This is a genomic window from Fructilactobacillus florum 8D, from assembly GCF_000512295.1.
Lineage (GTDB): Bacteria > Bacillota > Bacilli > Lactobacillales > Lactobacillaceae > Fructilactobacillus > Fructilactobacillus florum.
Map to the genome: position 1 here is coordinate 1 of NZ_ALXG01000048.1, position 21,010 is coordinate 21,010.

Annotated in this window: 18 protein-coding genes; 11 read left to right on the forward strand and 7 right to left on the reverse strand. The window is 42.4% G+C overall.

Features of this window, described 5'->3' with window-relative positions; genetic code table 11:
* A partial coding sequence (locus B808_RS05805) for an LPXTG cell wall anchor domain-containing protein (protein ID WP_035422487.1) occupies positions 1–614 on the forward strand: 614 nt, incomplete at its 5' end.
* Between the two features lie 45 nt (positions 615–659).
* Here the strand turns inward: B808_RS05805 and B808_RS05810 are convergent.
* Positions 660–1,067 (reverse strand): hypothetical protein, encoded by a 408-nt coding sequence (locus B808_RS05810; RefSeq protein ID WP_035422489.1) that lies wholly within the window; start codon positions 1,065–1,067, stop codon positions 660–662.
* 11 nt (positions 1,068–1,078) lie between these two features.
* Complete coding sequence (gene rlmD / locus B808_RS05815; RefSeq protein ID WP_009167111.1) at positions 1,079–2,485, reverse strand: 23S rRNA (uracil(1939)-C(5))-methyltransferase RlmD; 1,407 nt, start codon at positions 2,483–2,485, stop codon at positions 1,079–1,081.
* Positions 2,486–2,632: 147 nt separating this feature from the next.
* On the opposite strand from rlmD, the gene B808_RS05820 reads away from it, so the two are divergent.
* The 4 genes from B808_RS05820 (at position 2,633) to B808_RS05835 (ending at position 6,555) form a co-directional block, all read left to right on the forward strand.
* Complete coding sequence (locus B808_RS05820) at positions 2,633–3,289, forward strand: ABC transporter ATP-binding protein (RefSeq protein WP_009167110.1); 657 nt, start codon at positions 2,633–2,635, stop codon at positions 3,287–3,289.
* Positions 3,282–4,043, forward strand: coding sequence for an ABC transporter permease (locus B808_RS05825; RefSeq protein ID WP_009167109.1), 762 nt, complete (start codon positions 3,282–3,284; stop codon positions 4,041–4,043). The genes B808_RS05820 and B808_RS05825 overlap by 8 nt, the downstream gene beginning before the upstream one ends.
* 177 nt (positions 4,044–4,220) lie before the next feature.
* On the forward strand, positions 4,221–5,714 hold the full coding sequence (locus B808_RS05830; protein ID WP_035422491.1) for a phytoene desaturase family protein: 1,494 nt from the start codon (positions 4,221–4,223) through the stop codon (positions 5,712–5,714).
* The gene (locus B808_RS05835; protein ID WP_035422493.1) at positions 5,698–6,555 is read left to right on the forward strand and encodes a phytoene/squalene synthase family protein; all 858 of its coding nucleotides are present in this window, start codon (positions 5,698–5,700) and stop codon (positions 6,553–6,555) included. Before B808_RS05830 ends, B808_RS05835 begins: the two co-directional genes overlap by 17 nt.
* 67 nt (positions 6,556–6,622) lie before the next feature.
* On the opposite strand, the gene B808_RS05840 is transcribed toward B808_RS05835, so the two are convergent.
* The 5 genes from B808_RS05840 to B808_RS05860 are packed head-to-tail and all read right to left on the reverse strand — an operon-like array spanning position 6,623 to position 12,224.
* The gene (locus B808_RS05840; protein WP_035422494.1) at positions 6,623–7,549 is read right to left on the reverse strand and encodes an ABC transporter ATP-binding protein; all 927 of its coding nucleotides are present in this window, start codon (positions 7,547–7,549) and stop codon (positions 6,623–6,625) included.
* Complete coding sequence (locus B808_RS05845; RefSeq protein ID WP_009167105.1) at positions 7,542–8,591, reverse strand: ABC transporter ATP-binding protein; 1,050 nt, start codon at positions 8,589–8,591, stop codon at positions 7,542–7,544. The genes B808_RS05840 and B808_RS05845 overlap by 8 nt, the downstream gene beginning before the upstream one ends.
* Before the next feature lie 14 nt (positions 8,592–8,605).
* Positions 8,606–9,628, reverse strand: a complete 1,023-nt coding sequence (locus B808_RS05850) for an ABC transporter permease (RefSeq protein WP_009167104.1) — start codon at positions 9,626–9,628, stop codon at positions 8,606–8,608.
* The gene (gene opp3b / locus B808_RS05855; protein WP_035422495.1) at positions 9,628–10,560 is read right to left on the reverse strand and encodes an oligopeptide ABC transporter permease; all 933 of its coding nucleotides are present in this window, start codon (positions 10,558–10,560) and stop codon (positions 9,628–9,630) included. The genes B808_RS05850 and opp3b overlap by 1 nt, the downstream gene beginning before the upstream one ends.
* Positions 10,561–10,577: 17 nt before the next feature.
* The gene (locus tag B808_RS05860; RefSeq protein WP_009167102.1) at positions 10,578–12,224 is read right to left on the reverse strand and encodes a peptide ABC transporter substrate-binding protein; all 1,647 of its coding nucleotides are present in this window, start codon (positions 12,222–12,224) and stop codon (positions 10,578–10,580) included.
* 407 nt (positions 12,225–12,631) lie between these two features.
* Here B808_RS05860 and B808_RS05865 point away from each other — a divergent pair, with 407 nt between their 5' ends.
* The 6 genes from B808_RS05865 to B808_RS05890 form a co-directional block, all read left to right on the forward strand.
* Complete coding sequence (locus B808_RS05865) at positions 12,632–13,639, forward strand: ABC transporter ATP-binding protein (protein WP_009167101.1); 1,008 nt, start codon at positions 12,632–12,634, stop codon at positions 13,637–13,639.
* On the forward strand, positions 13,636–14,607 hold the full coding sequence (locus B808_RS05870; RefSeq protein ID WP_009167100.1) for an ATP-binding cassette domain-containing protein: 972 nt from the start codon (positions 13,636–13,638) through the stop codon (positions 14,605–14,607). The genes B808_RS05865 and B808_RS05870 overlap by 4 nt, the downstream gene beginning before the upstream one ends.
* A 2-nt stretch (positions 14,608–14,609) precedes the next feature.
* A complete protein-coding gene (locus B808_RS05875; protein ID WP_009167099.1) occupies positions 14,610–15,566 on the forward strand; it encodes an ABC transporter permease in 957 nt (318 codons plus the stop codon).
* 17 nt (positions 15,567–15,583) lie between these two features.
* Complete coding sequence (locus B808_RS05880; RefSeq protein WP_009167098.1) at positions 15,584–16,522, forward strand: ABC transporter permease; 939 nt, start codon at positions 15,584–15,586, stop codon at positions 16,520–16,522.
* Between the two features lie 21 nt (positions 16,523–16,543).
* The gene (locus B808_RS05885; RefSeq protein ID WP_009167097.1) at positions 16,544–18,328 is read left to right on the forward strand and encodes an oligopeptide ABC transporter substrate-binding protein; all 1,785 of its coding nucleotides are present in this window, start codon (positions 16,544–16,546) and stop codon (positions 18,326–18,328) included.
* Between the two features lie 201 nt (positions 18,329–18,529).
* Positions 18,530–21,010, forward strand: a 2,481-nt coding sequence (locus tag B808_RS05890; RefSeq protein WP_035422496.1) for a KxYKxGKxW signal peptide domain-containing protein, incomplete at its 3' end; no start/stop codon positions are given.

Consider the following 21,010-nt stretch of genomic DNA (forward strand, 5'->3'; position numbering starts at 1 on the left):
AAAAGCCAGGAACGTATGATGTGACGTTAACTACTGCTGATGGTCAAACGAAGATCGTACAAGTAACGGTGTTGGCAAATCAGCAGGGACTGACGGGTAATGATATTACCATCAGCATTGGCGATGAGGTTCCTACGAGCCCAAGTGACTACGGCGCCAGAGCAACCGATCGGGATGGCAAGGAATTACTAATAACCGTTGATATTAGTCAGGTTAATCCGCAACAGGTTGGGATTTACCCCGTTGTTTTGACGGCTAGTGATGGGCAAACCGTTACGGTCTTTGTTCATGTTCGGGCGGTTTTGACGCCAGAAGGTGTAGATGAGCAGCCCACTACTGATGACCACCATCCGGTAGGAGAAAGCGAAAATCAGCAACAAGGAGCTGAGCGGGAGTTGCTAAAGCCACCTTACGAACAACCGACACCCAAGGTTGGAAGAGCTACGGCAGTGCAACATCCACAATCAGCACCTGCTAAACCAGCACAACAAGGTGAAAAAGCCTCCGCCTTGTTGCCAAAGACTGGGGAACATACAACGACCCTTATGGCAGTGCTTGGATTTGCACTGTTAGGACTGATCGGTAGGTTTGTTTATAAGCGTCGCAAACATTAAGGCTGGTAACAAAAAAACCAATGGATTTTTAAATTCCATTGGTTTTTATTTAAAGTAACGGCGAGATTTTAGTAAATTAGCGGATCGTTCGTCAACGGGTTTGTAACCTAGATTCTGGAGATGCCGAAAGTACATGAGATTGTAAATGCCAGTCCAAAGTAGTGAAAAAAAGAAGGTCAAACTGGATGCGGCGGTATATAAATTGACGCCAGTTGCGTATGTTAATAACATCGCACCAAAAAGTTCAACGCCAATCATACAAAAGAAGTTATACCAGTCAGCGCGAAAAATTGCGGGTAAATTACAAAAGAATAAGCAAGTAAATGATAGTCCCACTTTATTGACGCGGATTTGACCTCGATCATTTTTCACAACGGCATAGTTTGGTGGGATGATTTTTAATAAGTTGTCCTGATCATTATCATCGCCAAAGTTAAAATTAAATGGATTCATACAAACTTCTCCTATTTACGAGTAAATTTCACTACGATTTCAACATGGGGGGTCTGCGGCATCATGTCAACCGGCTGAAGATAGTCAACACGATAAACCTTACTGAGCTCAACCAAGTTTTGCGCTAAAGTTGATTGGTTACAAGAAATATAGACGAACTTTGCGGGTTTGAGTTTTAAAATGGTTTGTAACAAACGATTCTCTAAACCAGCACGGGGTGGATCGACCACAAGTGCCGTGGGCGTCCAGCCTTCGGCAGACCAGTCAAACAAGAGTTCCTCAGCCTTTCCCACATAGTAGTGGGCATTTTGTCGCTGGTTTTTTTCTGCATTTTGATTAGCATCGGCTACAGCCTCAGTAATGGTTTCCATTCCCCGAACCTCTTTAACTTGATCTGCCAGGTAGATTCCAATGGTACCGACCCCGGCATAGGCATCTACCAGGCGATCTTCTTGATGTAACTCAAGAGCCTCACTAGCAAGCTGATATAGTTTAGGAGTCATATGAGAATTTAGCTGGAGAAAGGCGCGTGCCGAGATATTAAAGCTTAGCCCATTGATTTTTTCAGTAATCGTGTTGCTACCAGCTAAATGACGGGTCTCATCGCCCCAGATAAGCGGACTGTCACCGGGGTTAATGTTTTGCATTACTGAGGTAACTTCGGGGATTTCCGCGGAAATTCGTTCCAAAAGCGGCTGTTTTTTAACTAGTTTGGGAGTATTGGTAATTAAAACGAGCTGAACATCATTGGTAAACTGGGCAGCCCGAACCACGATGGTTTTGATAATACCTGAGTGATTTTTTGGTTCAAAGGTTGGAATCTGCAGGTCTTCAATCAGAGCAACCACTTTTCGCATGACTTGCATCGTCATCGGGTCTTGAACCGAACAGGTCGGCAAATCAACCACCTCATGAGTGCCCGCTTTGTACAGACCAGCAATCACGTGCCCGGTCGCGGTGGTTCGAACTTGGAACTGGGCTTTGTTGCGGTATTCGTAAGGGTTAGTCATGCCAATGGTTGGGCGCACCTCATATTTTTCAAAACCGCGCGGATGATAGCGCCGCAGGGCTTGCTTAACGAGGTCTCTCTTAAACTCAAGTTGTTGTGGATAGGCCAGCGCTTCTAGTTCAAACCCACCAACCTTTCCGGCATAGGCATCTCGAGGCGAAACCCGAAACGCGCTTTTTTTGTCGATTTGGATAATACTGGCACGTAAATAGGTGGGATTGATTTCCGTAATCTGGGCTTGAACTAGCTCGTGCGGGAGGGCGCCGGGAATGAAAATCAATTTTCGACGGTAGTAACCGACGCCTTCGCCATTAATTCCGAGTCGTTTGATGGTGATCGTGACACGTTGGTTTAGTTTGACCTGGACAGTGGAACTGTTAGTGGGTCGATTTGAAATCCGTTTTTTCATCGTTACTCCTTATTAAATCGATACTAGTTAATTATATCATTTCTAGGGCGAGTGACGTAGGATAATAGGCGCTGACCTGGATTCACGTTGGAATGAAATTTGAAATAGCGTATAATTATTTTGTATTTCAAAAGAATGGAGAGTATTATGCCACAGTTAGCAACAAGCAACTTGACCTATCAAGCGATGGGACGGTCGATCATTAATGGAATCGACTGGTCGCTTGAAAAGCAGGAGATTGTTACCATTACAGGACCATCAGGAAGCGGTAAATCAACTTTTGTGCGTTTACTGGCTTCCCTTCTCGAGCCAACTTCCGGAACGATTACATTTGATGACCAAGATATCGAAACACTAGATCCGATTGCTTATCGACGGCGGGTCTCGTATGCCGTTCAACAACCAACGCTGTTTGGCAAGACAGTTAGAGAGAACTTAGCTTTTCCTTATCAGTTACGAAAGAAACCATTTGATGAGCAGCATGCGGTTAAGGCGTTGCAAACCGTTGATTTGGGAGCTAGTGATCTTGATCGTGAGATTACGAGCCTTTCTGGAGGGGAAAAGCAGCGCGTTGCTCTTTTACGAAATGTCATGTTTGTGCCAGAAGTTCTGATTATGGATGAGGTGACGACTGGTTTGGATAGTGATAGTAAAGGGAGTGTTCATAAAATGATTGATTATTTTAACGACCGTCATCAACTATCCGTCATCATGATTACCCACGATGAGGAAGAATTGAAACATGCCCATAACCTTTACCGGTTGGCAGACGGCAAACTAGTGGAGGTGGATCAACATGAATAATCTGATTGTCTCCAATACGGCGCTTGGATTAACCGGAGTCTTTGTCGGTTTAGCACTCTGGATTGGATATCGCGAAAAATTAGGGATTGCCAAGGACTTGATTATTGCGACGTTTCGTTGTGTTATCCAACTCTTCGTGGTGGGTTACGTTTTAAAGTATGTTTTCCGCGTTGATAGCTGGCTATTAACGTTACTGCTGATTTTAGTTATTATTTTTAACGGAGCTTATAATGCGAAAGGACGGAGCAACGATTTAAAAAATTCCTTTCCGATTTCTCTGTTAGCAATTGCGACGAGCACCTTAGTAATTTTACTAGTGCTGGTCTTTGCTGGAGCCGTAAAATTCATTCCATCGCAAATTATTCCTTTAACCGGTATGATTGTCAGCAATTCCATGGTTGCAATGGGGTTGTGCTTCCGTACGATGAACTCGATGTTCACCGATCGGCGTTCTCAGATTTTGGAGATGTTAGCACTCGGTGCTAGTCCGATGACAGCTAGCAAAGGAATTATTCGAGATGCAATTAAAACCGGATTGCAACCGACGATTGATACTGCTAAGACAGTCGGATTAGTCGCTTTACCTGGGATGATGTCTGGGATGATTTTTGCTGGCGCGGATCCAGTCCTGGCCATTAAATATCAAATTATGGTGACTTTCATGTTATTGGGGATTACCTCGATTAGTTCGATGATTGGGTGTTACTTGGGGTATCAGAGCTTTTATAATCAACGACAACAATTAATTAAATAGAGCATTACTAACCGTTGTTTCTTGCGAAATGAAACTAACGGTTTTTTGTTAGCAAACCGGCGAAAAGATTGGATTACAGCTATTTTAAGAGTTGCTTGTGGTATGATACTAATAACAAATCAAGGTTATTTTTGATTAAAACTAATTAATCATCATTATTTAATGAGGCGACCAATTATGAAAAAAATCAGCGTAGTAGGGGCAGGAATTGGGGGCTTAACGGCGGCAATTCGGCTTCAAAAATTGGGTTATGAAGTTACGATTTACGAAAAAGAAGCAACTCCGGGCGGCAAGATGAACCAAATTAAAGCGAAGGGCTTCACCTTTGATGTTGGTCCAACGATTGTGATGATGCCAGAAATTTATCGTGAAATCTTTACCTTCTGTGGACGCAACCCTGATGACTACATTCCAATGCAGAAGGTGGAACCAATGCTGGAATTGTTCTTTCGAGATGAGGAAGAACTTTCTTTTTCAAATGATTTAGTGCAACTAACTCAGACTCTGGAAAAGATTTCACCCGAGGATGCTCAAGGTTATTTGCACTTTTTAAGTGACATCTATCAGCGATATCTGATTGCTAAGGACAATTTCTTGACCCGGTCATTTCGGAGTTTTACTGACTTTTACAATCCCAAATCACTATTTGCCGGGGTTAAATTGAAAACCTTTAATGATGCGTATTCGTCAATTGCAAAATACGTTAAGGATGAAAGATTGCGTAAATCCTTGGCATTTCAAACCCTTTACATCGGGATTTCTCCTTATCAGGGTCCGTCATTATATACAATCATCCCCATGATTGAACTTTTGTACGGAATTTACTTTATTAAGGGAGGAATGTATACGATGGCGACCGCTCTGGCACGCTTGTTTACTGAACTTGGTGGTCAGATTGTTTACAATACCCCCGTTTCAGAGCTGGTTATTCAAAATCGCCAAGCAGTTGGAGTTAAAATCGACCACACTTTGGTGCCGTCAGATGCGGTCGTCTGTAATGCAGACTTCCCCTATGCCATGCAGTCGTTGATTCCTGATGAGCGTCAACGGGGTAAATATACGAATCACAAAATTGAAAACATGGAATATTCGTGTTCTTGTTTTGTAATGTATTTGGGGCTTGATAAAAAATATAGTCCGAGTGCCCTCCATAGTATCTACTTTGCGGATGATTTTAAATTAAACATTGATGAGTTGTTTGAAAATGGTAATTTACCGACTGATCCTTCATTTTATGTTTATCGTCCCTCCCTTTTAGATGATACGTTGGCTCCCACTGGAAAAGAAGCGCTCTATGTTTTGGTACCGGTGCCGGAGTTGTCAAAGTATGCGGATTGGTCTCCAGCAGTTCAGACTAAGTACCGCAACCAAATTATCAACTTAATCAAGGAACGCACGGGTTTTAAAGATATCGAGCAACACATTTCGTTTGAAGAGTTTTATACACCCAAAGATTTTCAAACAAAATTCAATGCCTATAATGGAGCTACTTTTGGTTTGAAACCAACCCTACGCCAGAGTAATTATTACCGTCCGCACAACAAGTTTAAGTATGCTGATCATTTGTATTTTTGCGGTAGTAGTACCCATCCAGGAGCAGGAGTTCCAATCGTGATGCAGAGTGCTAAATTAGCTGTTGAGGAGGTTCTTCGCTATGATCACGCCGAATGACCAATTATTTCGAGCAGAACGTTCAGATTTTGCGACGTGTGAAGCCATCATTAAGTCCAATTCAAAATCATTTTATTTAGCATTTTCGCAATTACCTTTCCCCAAAAATCAAAGCGTTTATGCTATCTATGCTTTTTGTCGATTGGCTGATGATGCGATTGATCAGGCACAAAGTCTCGAAGAGTTAAACCAATTGACCACTGAATTGGAAAAATTTCGTCATCAGCAAGCAGTTGATAAGCCACTGTGGCGTGCTTTGACCGTTGTGTTTAAAACTTATCCCATTGACTCGAAGTATTTTTTGGACATGTTGACGGGTCAGCGCCTAGATTATAATTTTGTCCAGCCAGATTCAAATCGCCAATTGCTCGACTATGCATATTACGTGGCAAGCAGCGTTGGCTTGCTGTTGTTGCCAATTCTTTCAAAAAAATTCGAGCAGTTACAGCTACCGGCGAAACAACTAGGACAAGCGATGCAACTCACCAATATTCTCCGAGACATCGGGGAAGACTTTGAAAACGGACGCATTTATTTACCGAAAAGTGCAATGCGTGCACACGGGGTGACAGAGACAATGTTGGCTCAGCACCAGATTACCCCGAACTTCATTGCATTGTGGGAAGAGCTGGCCCAGCAAGCCGAACAACTCTATAATGATTCATTAGGGATGATTGCTGACCTAGATTTAGATTCACAAGCAGCCGTATTAAGCGCACTGCTAGTCTATCGTGAGATTTTGGCAGAGGTGCGGCGCCACGGCTATGACGTTTTTTCTACGCGACAACACGTCAGTCGGAAACGCAAGCTGGAATTGCTGCGACAGGCTGGGATTAATTAAGTTACGGATTAGCCACAAGAAACAAAAACACGTCTACTAGTGATAGTGGACGTGTTTTTGTTTCTAACTATTTAAATGTAGCGGCCGTTGCTTCGTTGCAGTATAAGAAATGGCCTGGTAAAACTTCACGAAGCTGGTCATCATCATGAAAAGCCTGACTTCGATCAAAGGTTTTAATTTTGTGATTTTTCTCAATCTCTGGGTCTGGTACGGGGACAGCCGAAATCAAACTCTGGGTGTAGGGATGTAAGGGATGATTGTAAACTTCCTCGGTATCGGCTAGTTCAACAATCTTTCCGAGATAGAGGACTGCAATACGATCACTAATGTATTTCACCATGGAGAGATCATGGGCAATAAAGAGATACGTTAAATTTTGTTCCTGCTGGATATCTTGCAGCAAGTTAACCACCTGTGCTTGGATTGAGACATCGAGAGCTGAGATCGGTTCGTCAGCAATGATGAATTTTGGTTGCACCGCCAGGGCACGGGCAATCCCGATTCTCTGTCGTTGTCCTCCAGAAAATTCATGTGGATATCGGTTAGCAAAATCAGGGCTGAGATTAACTTTTTCCAATAGTTCAGCAACTTGGTGATCTCGCTCCGCTTGATCCTTTGCCAAGTGATGGATATCAATGCCCTCTGCGATGATATCCTTGACCTTCATACGGGGATCGAGCGAAGCGTACGGATCTTGGAAAATCATCTGCATGTTTTTGCGGAAGCCTTTTAAATCTCGATTTTTTAATTTAGCGATATTTTGGCCATTAAAGATTACTTCGCCGCTAGTCGGGTTGTATAGCCGGATGATGCTCCGCCCGGTAGTTGTCTTTCCGGAACCAGATTCACCGACGAGCCCCAGCGTTTCACCTTCATAAATATCAAATGAGATGTCATCAACAGCACGCACTTCTGATTTTTTTCCGGCATTAAAGTATTGTTTCAGGTTGCGGACTTGGATGACTGCTTTGCGCTGTTGTTTTGAGTTAGGCATGGTCTTCACCTCGCAATGCCGTGTATTTAGCAAATCGTTTTTGAATGGATGCTGGTGGGGTTACCTTAGGAGCCCGCGGATCCAACAGCCAGGTAGCTGCATAGTGACTATCAGTAACTTTAAAGAAAGGAGGTTCTTCTTCACTATCAATTTTTAATGCATATGGGTTGCGGGGAGCAAAGGCATCCCCTTTGGGGGGATTAATTAAATTAGCTGGTGAGCCTGGAATTGCTTTGAGACGTTGTCCTTGAATATCAAGAGTGGGCATCGAATCTAATAGTCCCCAAGTGTACGGGTGTTGGGGGTTATAGTAGATTTCGTCCGTCGTCCCATATTCGATAATTTTCCCAGCATACATCACGGCAACTCGATCAGCAATCCCTGCAACCACTCCGAGATCGTGGGTAATAAAGATAATTGCCGTTCCAATCCGTTGCTGTAAATCCTTTAATAAACTGATGATTTGTGCCTGTACCGTAACATCTAGAGCAGTTGTTGGTTCATCAGCAATTAAAATTTCTGGATTGTCGATGATTGCCATCGCAATCACGATTCGTTGACGTTGTCCACCAGAAAACTGGTGGGGATAGTTTTTCATCCGAGCTTTTGCGTTCGGAATACCGACCAACTCTAAGACTTCTTGAGCTCGTTGATACGCTGCTTCTTTGGTGGCATCGTGGTGCACCAAGAGGGGTTCTGCGACCTGCTTGCCAATCGTCATCGTGGGATCTAGAGAAGTCATCGGATCTTGAAAGATCATAGAGATCTTTTTGCCACGTAATTTATTCATTTCTTTGGGAGATTTCTGCAAGAGGTTTTCTCCGTGGAAATTAACTTTACCACCCATAACCTTAGCATTTTTAGCATAGAGTTGGATGATGCTACGAACCGTTACTGATTTTCCAGAACCGGATTCACCCACAAGAGCGAGGGTTTCGCCCTTGTTCAACGAGAAGCTGACGTTACGAATGGCGTGGACAGTTCCATTGAGAGTTGTAAAATCGACTACTAAATTTTGAACGTCTAAAATTTTTTCTGGCATCGTCACAGTCCTTTCTAATCAGATTCTGGGTCAAAAGCATCTCGCAGCCCGTCACCCAGTAAGTTGGTAGTAATCATGATCAAACTTAAGATAATCGCTGGAATCCACATTTGATAAGGGAGGAAGTGAAAGGCTTTTTGCCCATCGCTCATCAAGGTTCCAAGCGAAGCATTTGGAGCGGGGATTCCGATTCCGATGAAACTCAAGAAAGCTTCGAAGAAGATCGCAGTAGGAATTGAGAACATGGTTTGAATGATGATGGTTGAACTTAGGTTAGGCACGAGATGACGCAGCGAGATTTTCCACTTTGATTCACCCAAGGTTTGTGAAGCTAATACGAACTCATTAGTTTTTAATTGAAACACCTGGGCTCGAATCAAACGTGCCATTGTAACCCACCCTGTAAAGGCAATCGCAATGATAATTGAGGTCAATCCTGGTTTTAAGACGATCAATAACAAGATTACGACGATCAAATCTGGTACGGATGAGATAATTTCAATGATTCGTTGCATAAAAGTATCTACCCGCTCACTGCTGAGCCCAGAGACGATCCCATAGGGAACTCCGATTACTAAATCTAGTAAAGTTGCAACTAACGCAACAATGATTGATAGCCGGGTTCCATAAAGAATTCGGGCAAAAAGATCCCGTCCGAGGTAGTCAGTTCCAAACAGGTAATAAGTTCCATTAGGGACATGAGCAGCTTGATAGGCATTGACGGTTTTTCCACCGATATCCTGCATACCATTAAGCCCTGGTAAATTTAAATTGCCAAATTTGGGGGGTAAATTAGCGTAAACCACATTTTGGGCGTTGGGATCGGTTGGTAATAAGAATGGACCAATAAAGGCCACTAGAATAATCAATAATAGAATAATAAAAGACGTCATAGCAATTTTGTTATGCATAAATCGGCGTCGCACGTCTTGAAAATAAGTGCGGGTTTCCGAATTAATCCCCTCGTTTGAGAAGTTGGCGGGGTCGTGATTAGCCAAGACAAACCCATTTGCTGGCGAAGTTTGATTCTGACTCATTATGCCTTACCTCCTTTTCCCAGGCGAATCCGGGGATCAATAACTCCATACATAATATCTGTAATTAAGATGACAACCACCATTAAGAATGAATAGAAGAGAGTTAGCCCCATGATGGTGGGGTAGTCATTGGTTAGAATTGACTGAACAAACTGATTTCCGATCCCAGGGATGGAGAAGATGGATTCCACTACCATTGAACCGGTCATAATCTGAACGGCCATGGGTCCGATTACCGTAATGATTGGAATTAGGGAGTTCCGAATGGCATGTTTTAAGATGACTTCCGAACTATCGTCTCCCTTGGCACGAGCCAACTCGATGTAATCACTACTCAAGACATCGACCATTTCTGTCCGCATGTAGCGAGCAATACTAGCTAGAGGCAGAGCAGTCAGGGCAAGCGTTGGGAGGATTGACGAACTAAATCCATGCCAGAGGGCAACTGGAAGTAGCTGAATTTTGAAACCAAAGAACCACTGAAGAAGAATTGCCAACACAAAACTAGGAATTGATAGACCCAGAATTGAAACAATCGTGGTAAGGGCATCAATCCAGCTGTGTTTTTTGATAGCCGCAATGCTACCTAAAATAATTCCTAAAATAGTTCCAAGAATCATTGCCTGGAGTCCTAGTTGGACGGAGGGGCCAACGTGGTTACCAATCAGCTGAGTTACGGGTTGGTTATTAAATTGAAAGGATGTTCCTAAATCACCATGCAACAGATTCCCCAAGTACATGAAATATTGCACCCACAGGGGTTTATTAAATCCGTATTTTTGGTTTAAAGTGGCGATTTGTTCTGGTGATAATTTTGCTTGGTTCGTATAGGGCGTCCCAGGCAAGGCTTTCATCATAAAAAAGGTGATGGAAGCAATGATTAACAACATCAAAAAGAGATAAAAAATTCGCTTTAAAATATATCTGGTCATGTGACGGCTCCCCTCCGCTAGTTTTTAATCACACTTGCCATATCGTAAAGTCCGGTTGGCGTGATTTTGAAATTATGAACATTTGATTTTGTTAGTGAGGCAGAAGTGACCTGATACAAAGGAATCACACCCTGTTCTTTGGTGATGATATGTTGAGCTTGTAACATATCTTTCCATCGGAGTTCAGGATTATTGATATCAGTTGTTTCTGCGGCCTTTACATAGTGGTCATATTCTTTGTTACTCCATTGACCGTCATTTTGTGGATTACCAGTGGTAAAGAGATCCATGAAGTTGGTTGGATCAGGGTAGTCAGCGTTCCAAGCGGCTACAATCAAATCGAAGTCATGGGTTGATTGACGTTGGATTCGAGTTTTAAAGGGAACACTGCTAATCGTTACTTTTAAGCCAGGCAGATTTTTTTCAAAACTGTTTTGTAAGTATTCGGCTTGTTTTTTGGCCGTGTCGGTATCATCAGTTGTCATGGTCAGATTTAATTCTTTTTGACCGGTTTCTTGTAAACCTTCTTGCCAAAGCTTAGTTGCTTTTTTCGGATTATAACTAGTATATTGCTGGTCGGCAAGGGCGCTTGGCTCTTTGACAAAATCAGTCCCCGTGGCTTTGTGATGAGTCATGTCGCGCGGAACAATGCTGTGAGATGCGGTTCCGGTTTTTCCAAGGACATTGTTTGAAAGCTCGTCTCGATTGATGGTGAGTGAAATTGCTTGCCGCAACTTGGCATTTTTAAAGTAAGGAAGCTTTTTTTGATTCATTTCGATGTAGAAAGTCGAACTGGTCAAATCAGTGCCGAAATCGTGGCGATTGGAAAGCTGTCGGGCAGAATCGCCGGAGATGTCCTGATAGCGATCCATTTGATTAGTATCGTAAAGATTGAGCCCGGTATTTGGATCCTTGATCGTGTAGTACTTGATGGCTTTAGGCTGAACATGGCGTGCGTTCCAGTAGGAATGATTTTTAACTTCTGTCCATTCGGTGTCGCCCACCTTCCAGTTAACTAGCTTGTAAGGTCCGTTAAAGGCCATTTCTTTACTACTGATTCCATAAGTATTGCCGGCTTTTTTAATCGAACGTTGGTTGATTGGAAGAAACTGACTCCCAGTCACAAGGGTGTTGAAGTAAGGAATCGGATGTTCCAGGGTAATCTGCAATTGGTGATCACCCAACGCTTTGATACCGAGAGTATCTGGTTTCTTTTTTCCGGCTACAATTGCATCGGCATTTTTAATGCCACTGTAGATGTAGGAATACTGTGAGCCAGTCTTAGGATCAACAATTCGTCGCCAAGCATAGACAAAGTCATGTGCTGTGACCGGATCGCCATTTGACCACTTAGCATGACGGAGATTAATGTTATAAACCGTTCCATTATTGGTAGGTTGGGCAATTGAAGTGGCCATTGCTGGTTTGAGTTGCTTGCCACGATAACGATATAACCCCTCCATGGTGTTATTAAGGTTCTGCGATCCAATTTGGTCGGTATTTAGCGATGAATCCATGGTACTGATGACGTCCTTGCTACTAACCGCCACCGTTTTATTTCTTGGGGTATTGCTACTACTTTGTTGGGAACAACCAGCTAAAGCAACAGCAACAACGCCAAGCATTGCAAATGAAAAGAATTTACGGTGCTTGAGTCTTTTCATGGGACTACCTCCTGTCTAGTTAAAACTTACTAGTAGTAATTAAGTTTTAACTAATAATAAACCGTGTGAATTCGGTTGTAAATGAAATTCCTAAGATTAAATCTGTTTTCTACAATTGATTTCGGTATTTTGAGCCGCATGAGGGGTAATTTCTTAAAATTGTTTGGAAACGAGCTCGAATGAAAGCGTTCCCATGACCGTCATCATCACAATTATATGGAAACCGGTTTCCGTGCGATTTTTACGGAAATAAACGAACTTTAAAACGTCGATGTTAGCTAATCATCACTTAAAAGCAAATAATTTTAAGAAATTTACAATTTTTTATTGCATTTTGGTAAAGGCACGCTTAAACTGAAAAACAATTAAATTTTGATTAAGAGCTGGGCGAAAGGAGCACGGGGATTTTGAAAAAAACACAAGCACCGTTGCTAGTAACAAAACATTTAAAGACCTCGTTTAAAATTAATGACCACTACTACCAAGCGCTTGATGATGTCAATTTAACGGTTAATCCTGGTGAATTCTTAGCAATCGTAGGTGAATCCGGCTGTGGCAAAAGTACTTTTGCAAACACCATCATGGGATTGCTAGATGAACATGATAGCAAAGTCAGTGGATCAGCTGTCTTTGAAGGACAAGAACTCACCAAGCTCACGGAAACAGGTTATGACGAGATTCGAGGACTTAAGCTTAGTATGATTTTTCAAGACCCGTTATCGGCACTTAATCCGTTAAAACGAATTGCTAACCAGATTGATGAGGTGATGGCTTATCACACCGATTTGAGTAAGACGGAGCGATATCAACGAGTTTTGAAGTTATTGGCAGAAGTTGGAATTCATGATCCCAAACGCACGGCACGCCAGTTTCCGCATCAGTTATCTGGAGGAATGCGACAGCGAGTCATGATTGCAATGGCAGTGGCTTGTAAACCAGATTTGATCATTGCCGATGAGCCAACAACGGCGCTAGACGTGACGATTCAAGCACAAATCTTAGATTTATTGCGACGAGTTCAACAAGAAAACCATACCAGCATTATCTTAATTACCCATGACTTGGGCGTAGTTGCTGAGACGGCCGACCGGGTGGCCGTGATGTATGCTGGCCAAATTGTGGAGAGTGGCTCGGTGCAACAAATTTTCAAGGAACCCCAGCATCCTTATACGCGGTCACTGTTACGATCGATTCCTCAGATTGATAATGCAACTGATGATCTCTATGTCATTCAGGGGAATGTTCCATCTTTACAAAAGATGCCAGCAACTGGCGATCGCTTTGCCCCTCGAATTCCATGGATTCCGGCAAGTGCGCATGAAGACTTACCCGTTATGCACGATTTAGGGGACGGACATCAGGTGCGTTGTACCTGTTATCGTCAATTTTATTTTAAGGAGGATCAGCGCGCATGAGCTTACTAACGGTTAAGGATTTACAAGTATATTTTCCGGTGCGTGGCGGCTTTTTTAATCGAAAATTGGACGAAATTCAGGCAGTTCGCGATGTGAGTTTCTCAATCAATCAAGGTGAGACCTTTGGATTGGTGGGTGAATCTGGATCTGGAAAATCAACAACTGGTCGGGCCATTTTGGGATTAGAACCCCAAACGGGGGGCACGATTAGCTATCAAGGGCATGACGTTACTAAGGTTGCTAAACGACAACATCAAGACTTTCGGCGTGATGTTCAAATGATTTTTCAAGATTCATTTTCAAGTTTGAACCCGCAAAAGCGAATTGCTTCCATTATTAGTGAGCCCCTGCGTAATTTTGAAAATCTGAGTAAAAATGATTTGAAACTGCGGGTGCTACAGCTACTAGATATTGTTGGGCTATCACCGGATGCTCTATATAAATATCCGCACCAGTTTTCTGGAGGGCAGCAACAACGAATTGGAATTGCGCGAGCAGTAGCTACTCATCCGAAATTAATCATTGCGGACGAGCCAGTTTCTGCCTTGGATCTATCTGTACAAGCACAGGTCTTGAATTTTATGAAAAAAATTCAAGCTGAATTTGGCATTTCTTATCTGTTTATATCACATGATTTGGGAGTTATTCGCCATATGTGTGATCGAATTGCCATCATGACTCGTGGTGAGATTGTTGAAATTGGAACCCGAGCGGATATTTATCAACATCCAATCCACATCTATACGAAGCAGTTGTTGGAAGCAATTCCACAAACGGATGTTGACCATCGCGAACAACATCGCGAGGCGCGGTTGGCTATGAATCAAAAATACCATCAAGACAAGCACCAGTACTACGATCAACAAGGGCAGGCTTTTCCCCTCGTGCAAGTTTCTGAGACCCACTGGGTTTCGTTGCCACCTAACGAAGCGCTTCGCCATAAAATCTTACAGAGAGAGGAGCACTAGCCATGTGGAAAACAATTTTACGCCGTTTTTTAATCATGATTCCTGAGTTGATTATTTTGAGCATGCTGGTGTTTTTACTAGCGAAGGCAATGCCAGGGGATCCCTTTCTAGGGTCAATCAATCCCAAATCTAGTCCGCAACAAATCCATCATTTAATGCAAGCCAATGGTCTGTATGATCCGTGGTACCAGCAATATTGGAATTGGGTTGTCCATCTGTTTCATGGTGATTTAGGCATGAGCTACGAGTATAAAGAACCGGTCGTCGGACTGATTCAACAACGAGGATTAAATACTCTTTGGTTAGCGCTGTTTACCATGATTATGACTTACATGATTGCTTTACCCTTGGGGGTTTATGCCGGTAAGCACGAAGGAAAATGGCAGGATAACTTGGTTAGGGTTTATACCTACGTTACGATGGCAATTCCATTTTTCGTTGTCCTAGTGCTGGGCATTTGGATTTTTGGATATCTTTTTAATCTGTTTCCCACCGCTGGGTCGATTTCTCCTACTGCCACCGGCTTTGGGACCGTGATTTCTCGCCTAACTCATATCATTCTACCCGGATTACTAGGAGCCTTGTTCGGAACAGTGAACATTGTGCAATATCTGCGCTCTGAGGTGATTGACGCTAAGCATTCGGCTTATGTGAAAACTGCTAAATCAAAGGGAATTCCGATGAAAGATATCTACCGGCATCATATCTTTCGGAATTCATTGTTACCAATCGCAGCTTTCTCAGGGTATTCAATTACTGGATTACTGGCCGGCTCGATTTTTACTGAAATGGTGTTCTCTTATCCCGGAATGGGTTTGCTGTTCTTGAATGCCGTCAATTATCGTGACTATACGGTAATCACTGCGTTGGTTTTGTTATACGGTTTCTTGAATCTTTTAGGGACATTGATTTCTGATGTGGTTTTGGCAGTCATTGATCCGCGGATTCGGGTTGAATAAGAAGGAGGTGAGCAAGTATGGCAAGTTCATTTGATTCACAGAGCCAAATTTCCGCGGCTGAGTTGGATAGATTGACTAAAGAAGCTGAACAAGAGGCAACTCCAAGCAGTGCCAAGATTATGTGGCACCAGTTTAAACGAGATCGTGCCGCATTGATTTCATTGATTGCAATTGTTGGATTTATTGTCTTCGTTGTAGTGGGCTCCTGGTTTGTGGACACTGGCAAAGCAATGAATGTTGACATCATGGCTTACAATTCGCCCCCCTTTTCTGATTATTTGTTAGGAGCGGATTCCAGTGGGCGTTCGATTGCGCAGCAACTGATCGTGGGATCACGAAATTCGATTTGCATTGCACTTGGACTGACAGCCATCTCTTCGACCTTTGGAGTGGTGTACGGATTAGTTTCAGGCTTCTTTGGTGGCTTGGTTGACCTCACTATGCAACGTTTGTATGACTTTATGATGATTATTCCGATGTTGATGACCATTATCGTAATTGTGACAATCATCCCGCAATATAACGCGATTACGCTAACGTTGATTTTGTCTTTGTTTTATTGGATGGGCACTTCGCGACTGATTCGATCGAGAACTTTGGCAGAGTCACAAAAGGATTACGTGACGGCTTCAAAAACGGCTGGTAGTAGCAATTTAAAGATTATGTTCCGTGAGATTTTACCGAATATTTCTTCTTTAATTATTGTAGATACAACTCTCTCATTTGCTGAAAATATTGGAGTTGAAACTGGTCTATCGTTTTTAGGTTTTGGACTTCCAAATGGGACCCCCTCATTAGGAACGTTGATTGCCAATGCAACTGATCCAGAGAATATTACGCAGTATTGGTGGACATGGTTGTTTGCTGCTGTTGAGATTATCTTGCTGTGTTTAGCAATTAGTTATGTTGGGCAAGTGATTCGTCGGACATTGAATGCTAGTCAACAAATTGATTAGCGATTTGAAGGGAGTAGGAAAATGAACAAATATCGAAAATGGGCAGCCATGGTGGCAATGACTGTCGTACCGTTGACGTTGGCGGCATGTTCAAATGATCAAAATGCAACCGTCAACCCCAATAAATTGAAACCGAGTTATAGTGCACAGGGAAGCAGTGATAGTAAGGCAAATCAGGGTACTTTAAAGCTTGCAGAGGTGAATAATTCACCGTTTGCCGGGATTTCATCTCCGACTTTGTCAACTAACGCCGAAGATTCAGATGTGTTTTCTCCTGGTGGGGAACAGCCTGGTTCGGTTAATTCATTGTTTAAAACGGATAGTGATTATAAGATTATCGATGGTGGTATGGCTAACCAGCGAATTGACCGGAATCGGCAAACTGTGACAATTACGTTGCGAAAAAATGCTAAGTGGTCGAACGGAAGTCCGGTAACGGCCAAGGACATTGAATACCCCTACGAGATAATTGCTAACCCTAACACTAAGTCTCAGCAGTACAGTTCTGATTTTGAAAATATCAAGGGAATGGCCGATTACCATGCGGGAACCGCTAAAACGATTTCTGGGATTGAGATGCCCGAGGGAGAAAACGGTAAAAAAGTCGTGATTCACGTTGACCGAGTAACTCCTTCGATGCAGTATGCGGGGAACAGCTTTATCTGGGGTTCCGTAGAACCATATGCTTACATTAAGGATGTTCCTATTGATAAGTTGACTTCAGCACCACAGATTCGTAAGAAACCAATCTTTACGGGTCCTTACAAGCTTGACAGTATGGTTCAAGGAGAATCTACAAGCTGGTCACCAAACAAGTATTACTATGGTAAACAAGCAAAAATTAAACACATTAACATCCAAGTGGTTTCTAGTAATAATATTGCTGCCGCTTTGAAAGCCAAAAAGTATGATTTTACTTTGGGTGGTTTGGGAGCTAGCAACTATCCAGATGTGTCCAAATTGAAGGACTATAAAATTACTGGTAACCCAGGAAACAGTTACAACTACTTTGGATTTAATCTAGGCCACATGGATCCAAAAACGAATCAACAAGTGACCGATCCTAACATGAAAATGAGTAACAAAAAACTCCGCCAAGCTATGATGTATGCCATCGATGTGAATACTCCTGCTAAAAAGTTTGGTCATGGATTGACTGCGCGGGGTAACACGTTGATTCCGCCAATTTTCAAGGATGTTCATGATAAAAATATTAAGGGTTATAATTTTGATCAAAAGAAGGCTGAAAAACTACTGGACGAAGCCGGTTATAAAAAGAAGGGTAAGTGGCGAACCCAGCCAAACGGCAAGCCATTGGAAATTAACTTTGGGGTTATGCAGTCCTCAAAAACAGTTGAAGCAACAATGGATTCCTATGTTCAAAATTGGCGTAAAATTGGCTTGAATGTGAAGTACGCCGGAGGCAAGCCAATGGAAATGAATAGTTTCTACGAAGCTTTGCAGGCACCAAAACAGGATAAGATGGATATTTACGCTGCAAGTTGGTCAGTCGGTTCAGAACCAACTCCAACGCAACTTTACGGAGCTGATGCGGCCTATAATATGGGTCACTTCAGTACTCCAGAAAACACGAAACTCTTGAATAGTCTAAACAATGAGCAGTCGTGGAATAAGAATTACCGAAAACAACAGTACAGTAAGTGGCAACGATACATGAATGATCAGGCAGCCTACGTGCCAGAAACATACAGAACTGACTGGGTGCCCGTTAACAGTAAACTGAAGAATTACAATTCCGATGCTGCTAACAATCAATTCTGGAGTAACCTAGAATTTACAAAGTAGCGTAATTAAAAGGATTGCTATTTTTATAGCAATCCTTTTTTGTGCATTATAGGTAAAAATGTTCATAGTATTTAATATTTTTTAAAAGAAACCAAAAAAGGTCTGCTAATAATTGCAATTGGATTTTTTATTACTTATAATTAGCAGATAGCTAAATTAAGTCCGAATTAAATCATTATATTATGGAGGTGATGATTTAAAATGAGCCGATTTAAACAACAACGAGCCAAACAATTATATGAAAACAATAAAAAAGTTCGTTACAGAATGTATAAATCCCGCAAAAGATGGCTGATTGCTGGAACTTCGAGTTTGAGCGGAGTGGTAGCGGGCTTATTTGTTAGTTCTGGGGCAGTCATGGCAGATACGACGCAAACTGTTACTGCGAAGAGTAAGGATTTATTGGTAAATCAGCGACAGACTACGTTGCCTTCTGGAAGTGATAGTAATGATGAGTCGAGTAATGCTACGACGAACCAAACAGATTCAAATAGTACGAGCCAGGCCGAATCAACGACTGAGAGTCAGTTGAATTTAAACAATAGTCGAAGTGTTAGTAATCAGGTTAATGCTAGCCAGCAGTCGCATAGTGAAACGACGTCAACGATTAGTATGACGAGTTACAGCCAGTCGCAGTCTGAACAGCAGGAGCAGTCGACTTCTGGCTCCAGCACTAGTACCTCGACCAGTCAATCTTATTCGAATAGTACAGCTGAAGTTAGTCAATCTAATAGCCAAGCTGAGCAGTCCATGAGTCAAGTTACTGACGACGGTCAAGACAAACGGGAAGCTAGCGAAACGGCTACGGATCACGATGAAACCAGTGTCTCGAATAGTTTGCTTGATAGTAATGATGATCGATCTGACGTAACCAGTGATTCAGAGAGTTTATCGACAAGTTCTAGTCAAAGTGCTTCACAAGTTGATGATGACAATAATAGTACGATAAAGCAACGAGAAGCCAACCAAATTTCCACCATGACGTTGATGCAATCTCAAGATCAGCAACGACCGGATGCGATTGTCGGTGATAATTCATCATTTGATGATTTCATGCGGAAAATTAACGATGCCTTAAGGAAACAAAATACTAGTTTGGCTGATTTTGGCATGGCCATGAATATCTCAGACGCTTTGCGAGATGGTAACTATTATTACGATGAGCTCACCGGAACGGTCCATATTAAGACCGATCAAGGATGGCTCAACTTCTTGGGTGAGCTGAAAGTTAATTTGTATATCTGGGACCCTAATGAAGATGGTTGGCAACAAATTGGCGCACAGCGGGCCACTCCTGATAATGGTCAGCTTAGTTTTAAATTCGATCCACGAGCATTTGGATTTCAACCTGGCGATACCATGTACTTTAATGTAGGAATTGACACAACTGGGCTAGCCCAGTTTATTTCTGATAAATTCCTGCGGATTTTGAATGTGGAAAAAAATAGTCAGGTTGGGCGCATGATTACTGATGCCAATGAAGACTATCAAAATAACGTTGGTGGTAAGGCAACTGCCAGCTTCTCTAACGTTCGCTCTCAGTTTCTTCAAAACAGGGATGTTATTGATAGTTCGCTGTCAACGTCTGCTTCAGCAAGTTTGGGTACATCATTGGTTACTTCACTTTCTACAAGTATGTCAGCCAGCTATGGTTCTCAGGTAGTTACTCCGAGCCAATCAGCAGAGTTTTCTTCGCTCAGTACTTCGATTTCTGATAGTTTAATTGGATCTGCGAATTCGTCATTATCACAGAGTGAATCATTCAGTCGGGAGGCGGATTCACAGCAAGATGACTCTATCTCTGCAAGCATTAGTAATAGTGAGTCACGAGAACAGTCCATCAATGATGAGCAGGCCTCATATTCTGATTCGATTGAAGCAGACCGTCATTTTCTGCTTAATTCAACTAATCGTAACAGTGTAATAGCATCTCAAAGTTTTTCATTACAAAAAAGTCAGAGTTTTCGTAATTCATACGAATTTAGCACTTCAAAATCAACTAAAGATTATAACGATTCCTGGGGTATATTTGGAGTTAACCGCAGTAAATCAAGAGAAATCCAAGCTTCAAATGTGGCTTCTTCGAGTAAATCTGCATCAGAGGCGCCTTTTTCGCTGTCGGTCTCTAATCAATATTCACAATCGGTCTTTAACCGTGTTTCGACTTCATTAAGTACTATTTATAAAAGTATTGAGGATTCAGCGGATTCAGCTTGGTCGTTTCACTCAGGATCCATTCGTGATTCTGTTGATACGAGTCAATCTATAGTTGCTTCACATCAAACTTCGGTCCAGAATTCTGCTAGTATTTCGGCTTCAATTTTAGCTGAGGAGCAGCAACAGCTTTCATTGAGCAACTCAACTTCTTACAACGAAAGCATTATTAGTAGTTTACAAAAATATTACGATTCTCTTTCAGGCAGCGCATCTGTTTCAAATAGTACGTCGCAGTCTACATCAATGTCCGATTTAAATTCACAATCTGAGTCGAAATCACTAGTTGATTCAACCTCAACTAGTATTTCGGAATCGTCAAGCAGCTCTGTCTCTGGTTCTAACAGTACATCAACTTCCGCTTCAGATTCCCAGTCTAAATCACAGTCAGTTGTAGATTCAGAGTCTACTTCAAGCTCACAATCCGTATCGCAATCAATTGTTGATTCTGAATCAACTTCAGACTCT

Bases quoted from the DNA above. Each gene is read 5' to 3' on its own strand.
- B808_RS05840 (WP_035422494.1), bottom strand. From the start codon at position 7,549: ATGCCTAACTCAAAACAACAGCGCAAAGCAGTCATCCAAGTCCGCAAC.
- B808_RS05885 (WP_009167097.1), top strand. From the start codon at position 16,544: ATGAACAAATATCGAAAATGGGCAGCCATGGTGGCAATGACTGTCGTA.
- rlmD (WP_009167111.1), bottom strand. From the start codon at position 2,485: ATGAAAAAACGGATTTCAAATCGACCCACTAACAGTTCCACTGTCCAG.
- opp3b (WP_035422495.1), bottom strand. From the start codon at position 10,560: ATGACCAGATATATTTTAAAGCGAATTTTTTATCTCTTTTTGATGTTG.
- B808_RS05820 (WP_009167110.1), top strand. From the start codon at position 2,633: ATGCCACAGTTAGCAACAAGCAACTTGACCTATCAAGCGATGGGACGG.
- B808_RS05875 (WP_009167099.1), top strand. From the start codon at position 14,610: ATGTGGAAAACAATTTTACGCCGTTTTTTAATCATGATTCCTGAGTTG.
- B808_RS05850 (WP_009167104.1), bottom strand. From the start codon at position 9,628: ATGAGTCAGAATCAAACTTCGCCAGCAAATGGGTTTGTCTTGGCTAAT.
- B808_RS05825 (WP_009167109.1), top strand. From the start codon at position 3,282: ATGAATAATCTGATTGTCTCCAATACGGCGCTTGGATTAACCGGAGTC.
- B808_RS05830 (WP_035422491.1), top strand. From the start codon at position 4,221: ATGAAAAAAATCAGCGTAGTAGGGGCAGGAATTGGGGGCTTAACGGCG.
- B808_RS05810 (WP_035422489.1), bottom strand. From the start codon at position 1,067: ATGAATCCATTTAATTTTAACTTTGGCGATGATAATGATCAGGACAAC.
- B808_RS05835 (WP_035422493.1), top strand. From the start codon at position 5,698: ATGATCACGCCGAATGACCAATTATTTCGAGCAGAACGTTCAGATTTT.
- B808_RS05870 (WP_009167100.1), top strand. From the start codon at position 13,636: ATGAGCTTACTAACGGTTAAGGATTTACAAGTATATTTTCCGGTGCGT.
- B808_RS05845 (WP_009167105.1), bottom strand. From the start codon at position 8,591: ATGCCAGAAAAAATTTTAGACGTTCAAAATTTAGTAGTCGATTTTACA.
- B808_RS05860 (WP_009167102.1), bottom strand. From the start codon at position 12,224: ATGAAAAGACTCAAGCACCGTAAATTCTTTTCATTTGCAATGCTTGGC.
- B808_RS05880 (WP_009167098.1), top strand. From the start codon at position 15,584: ATGGCAAGTTCATTTGATTCACAGAGCCAAATTTCCGCGGCTGAGTTG.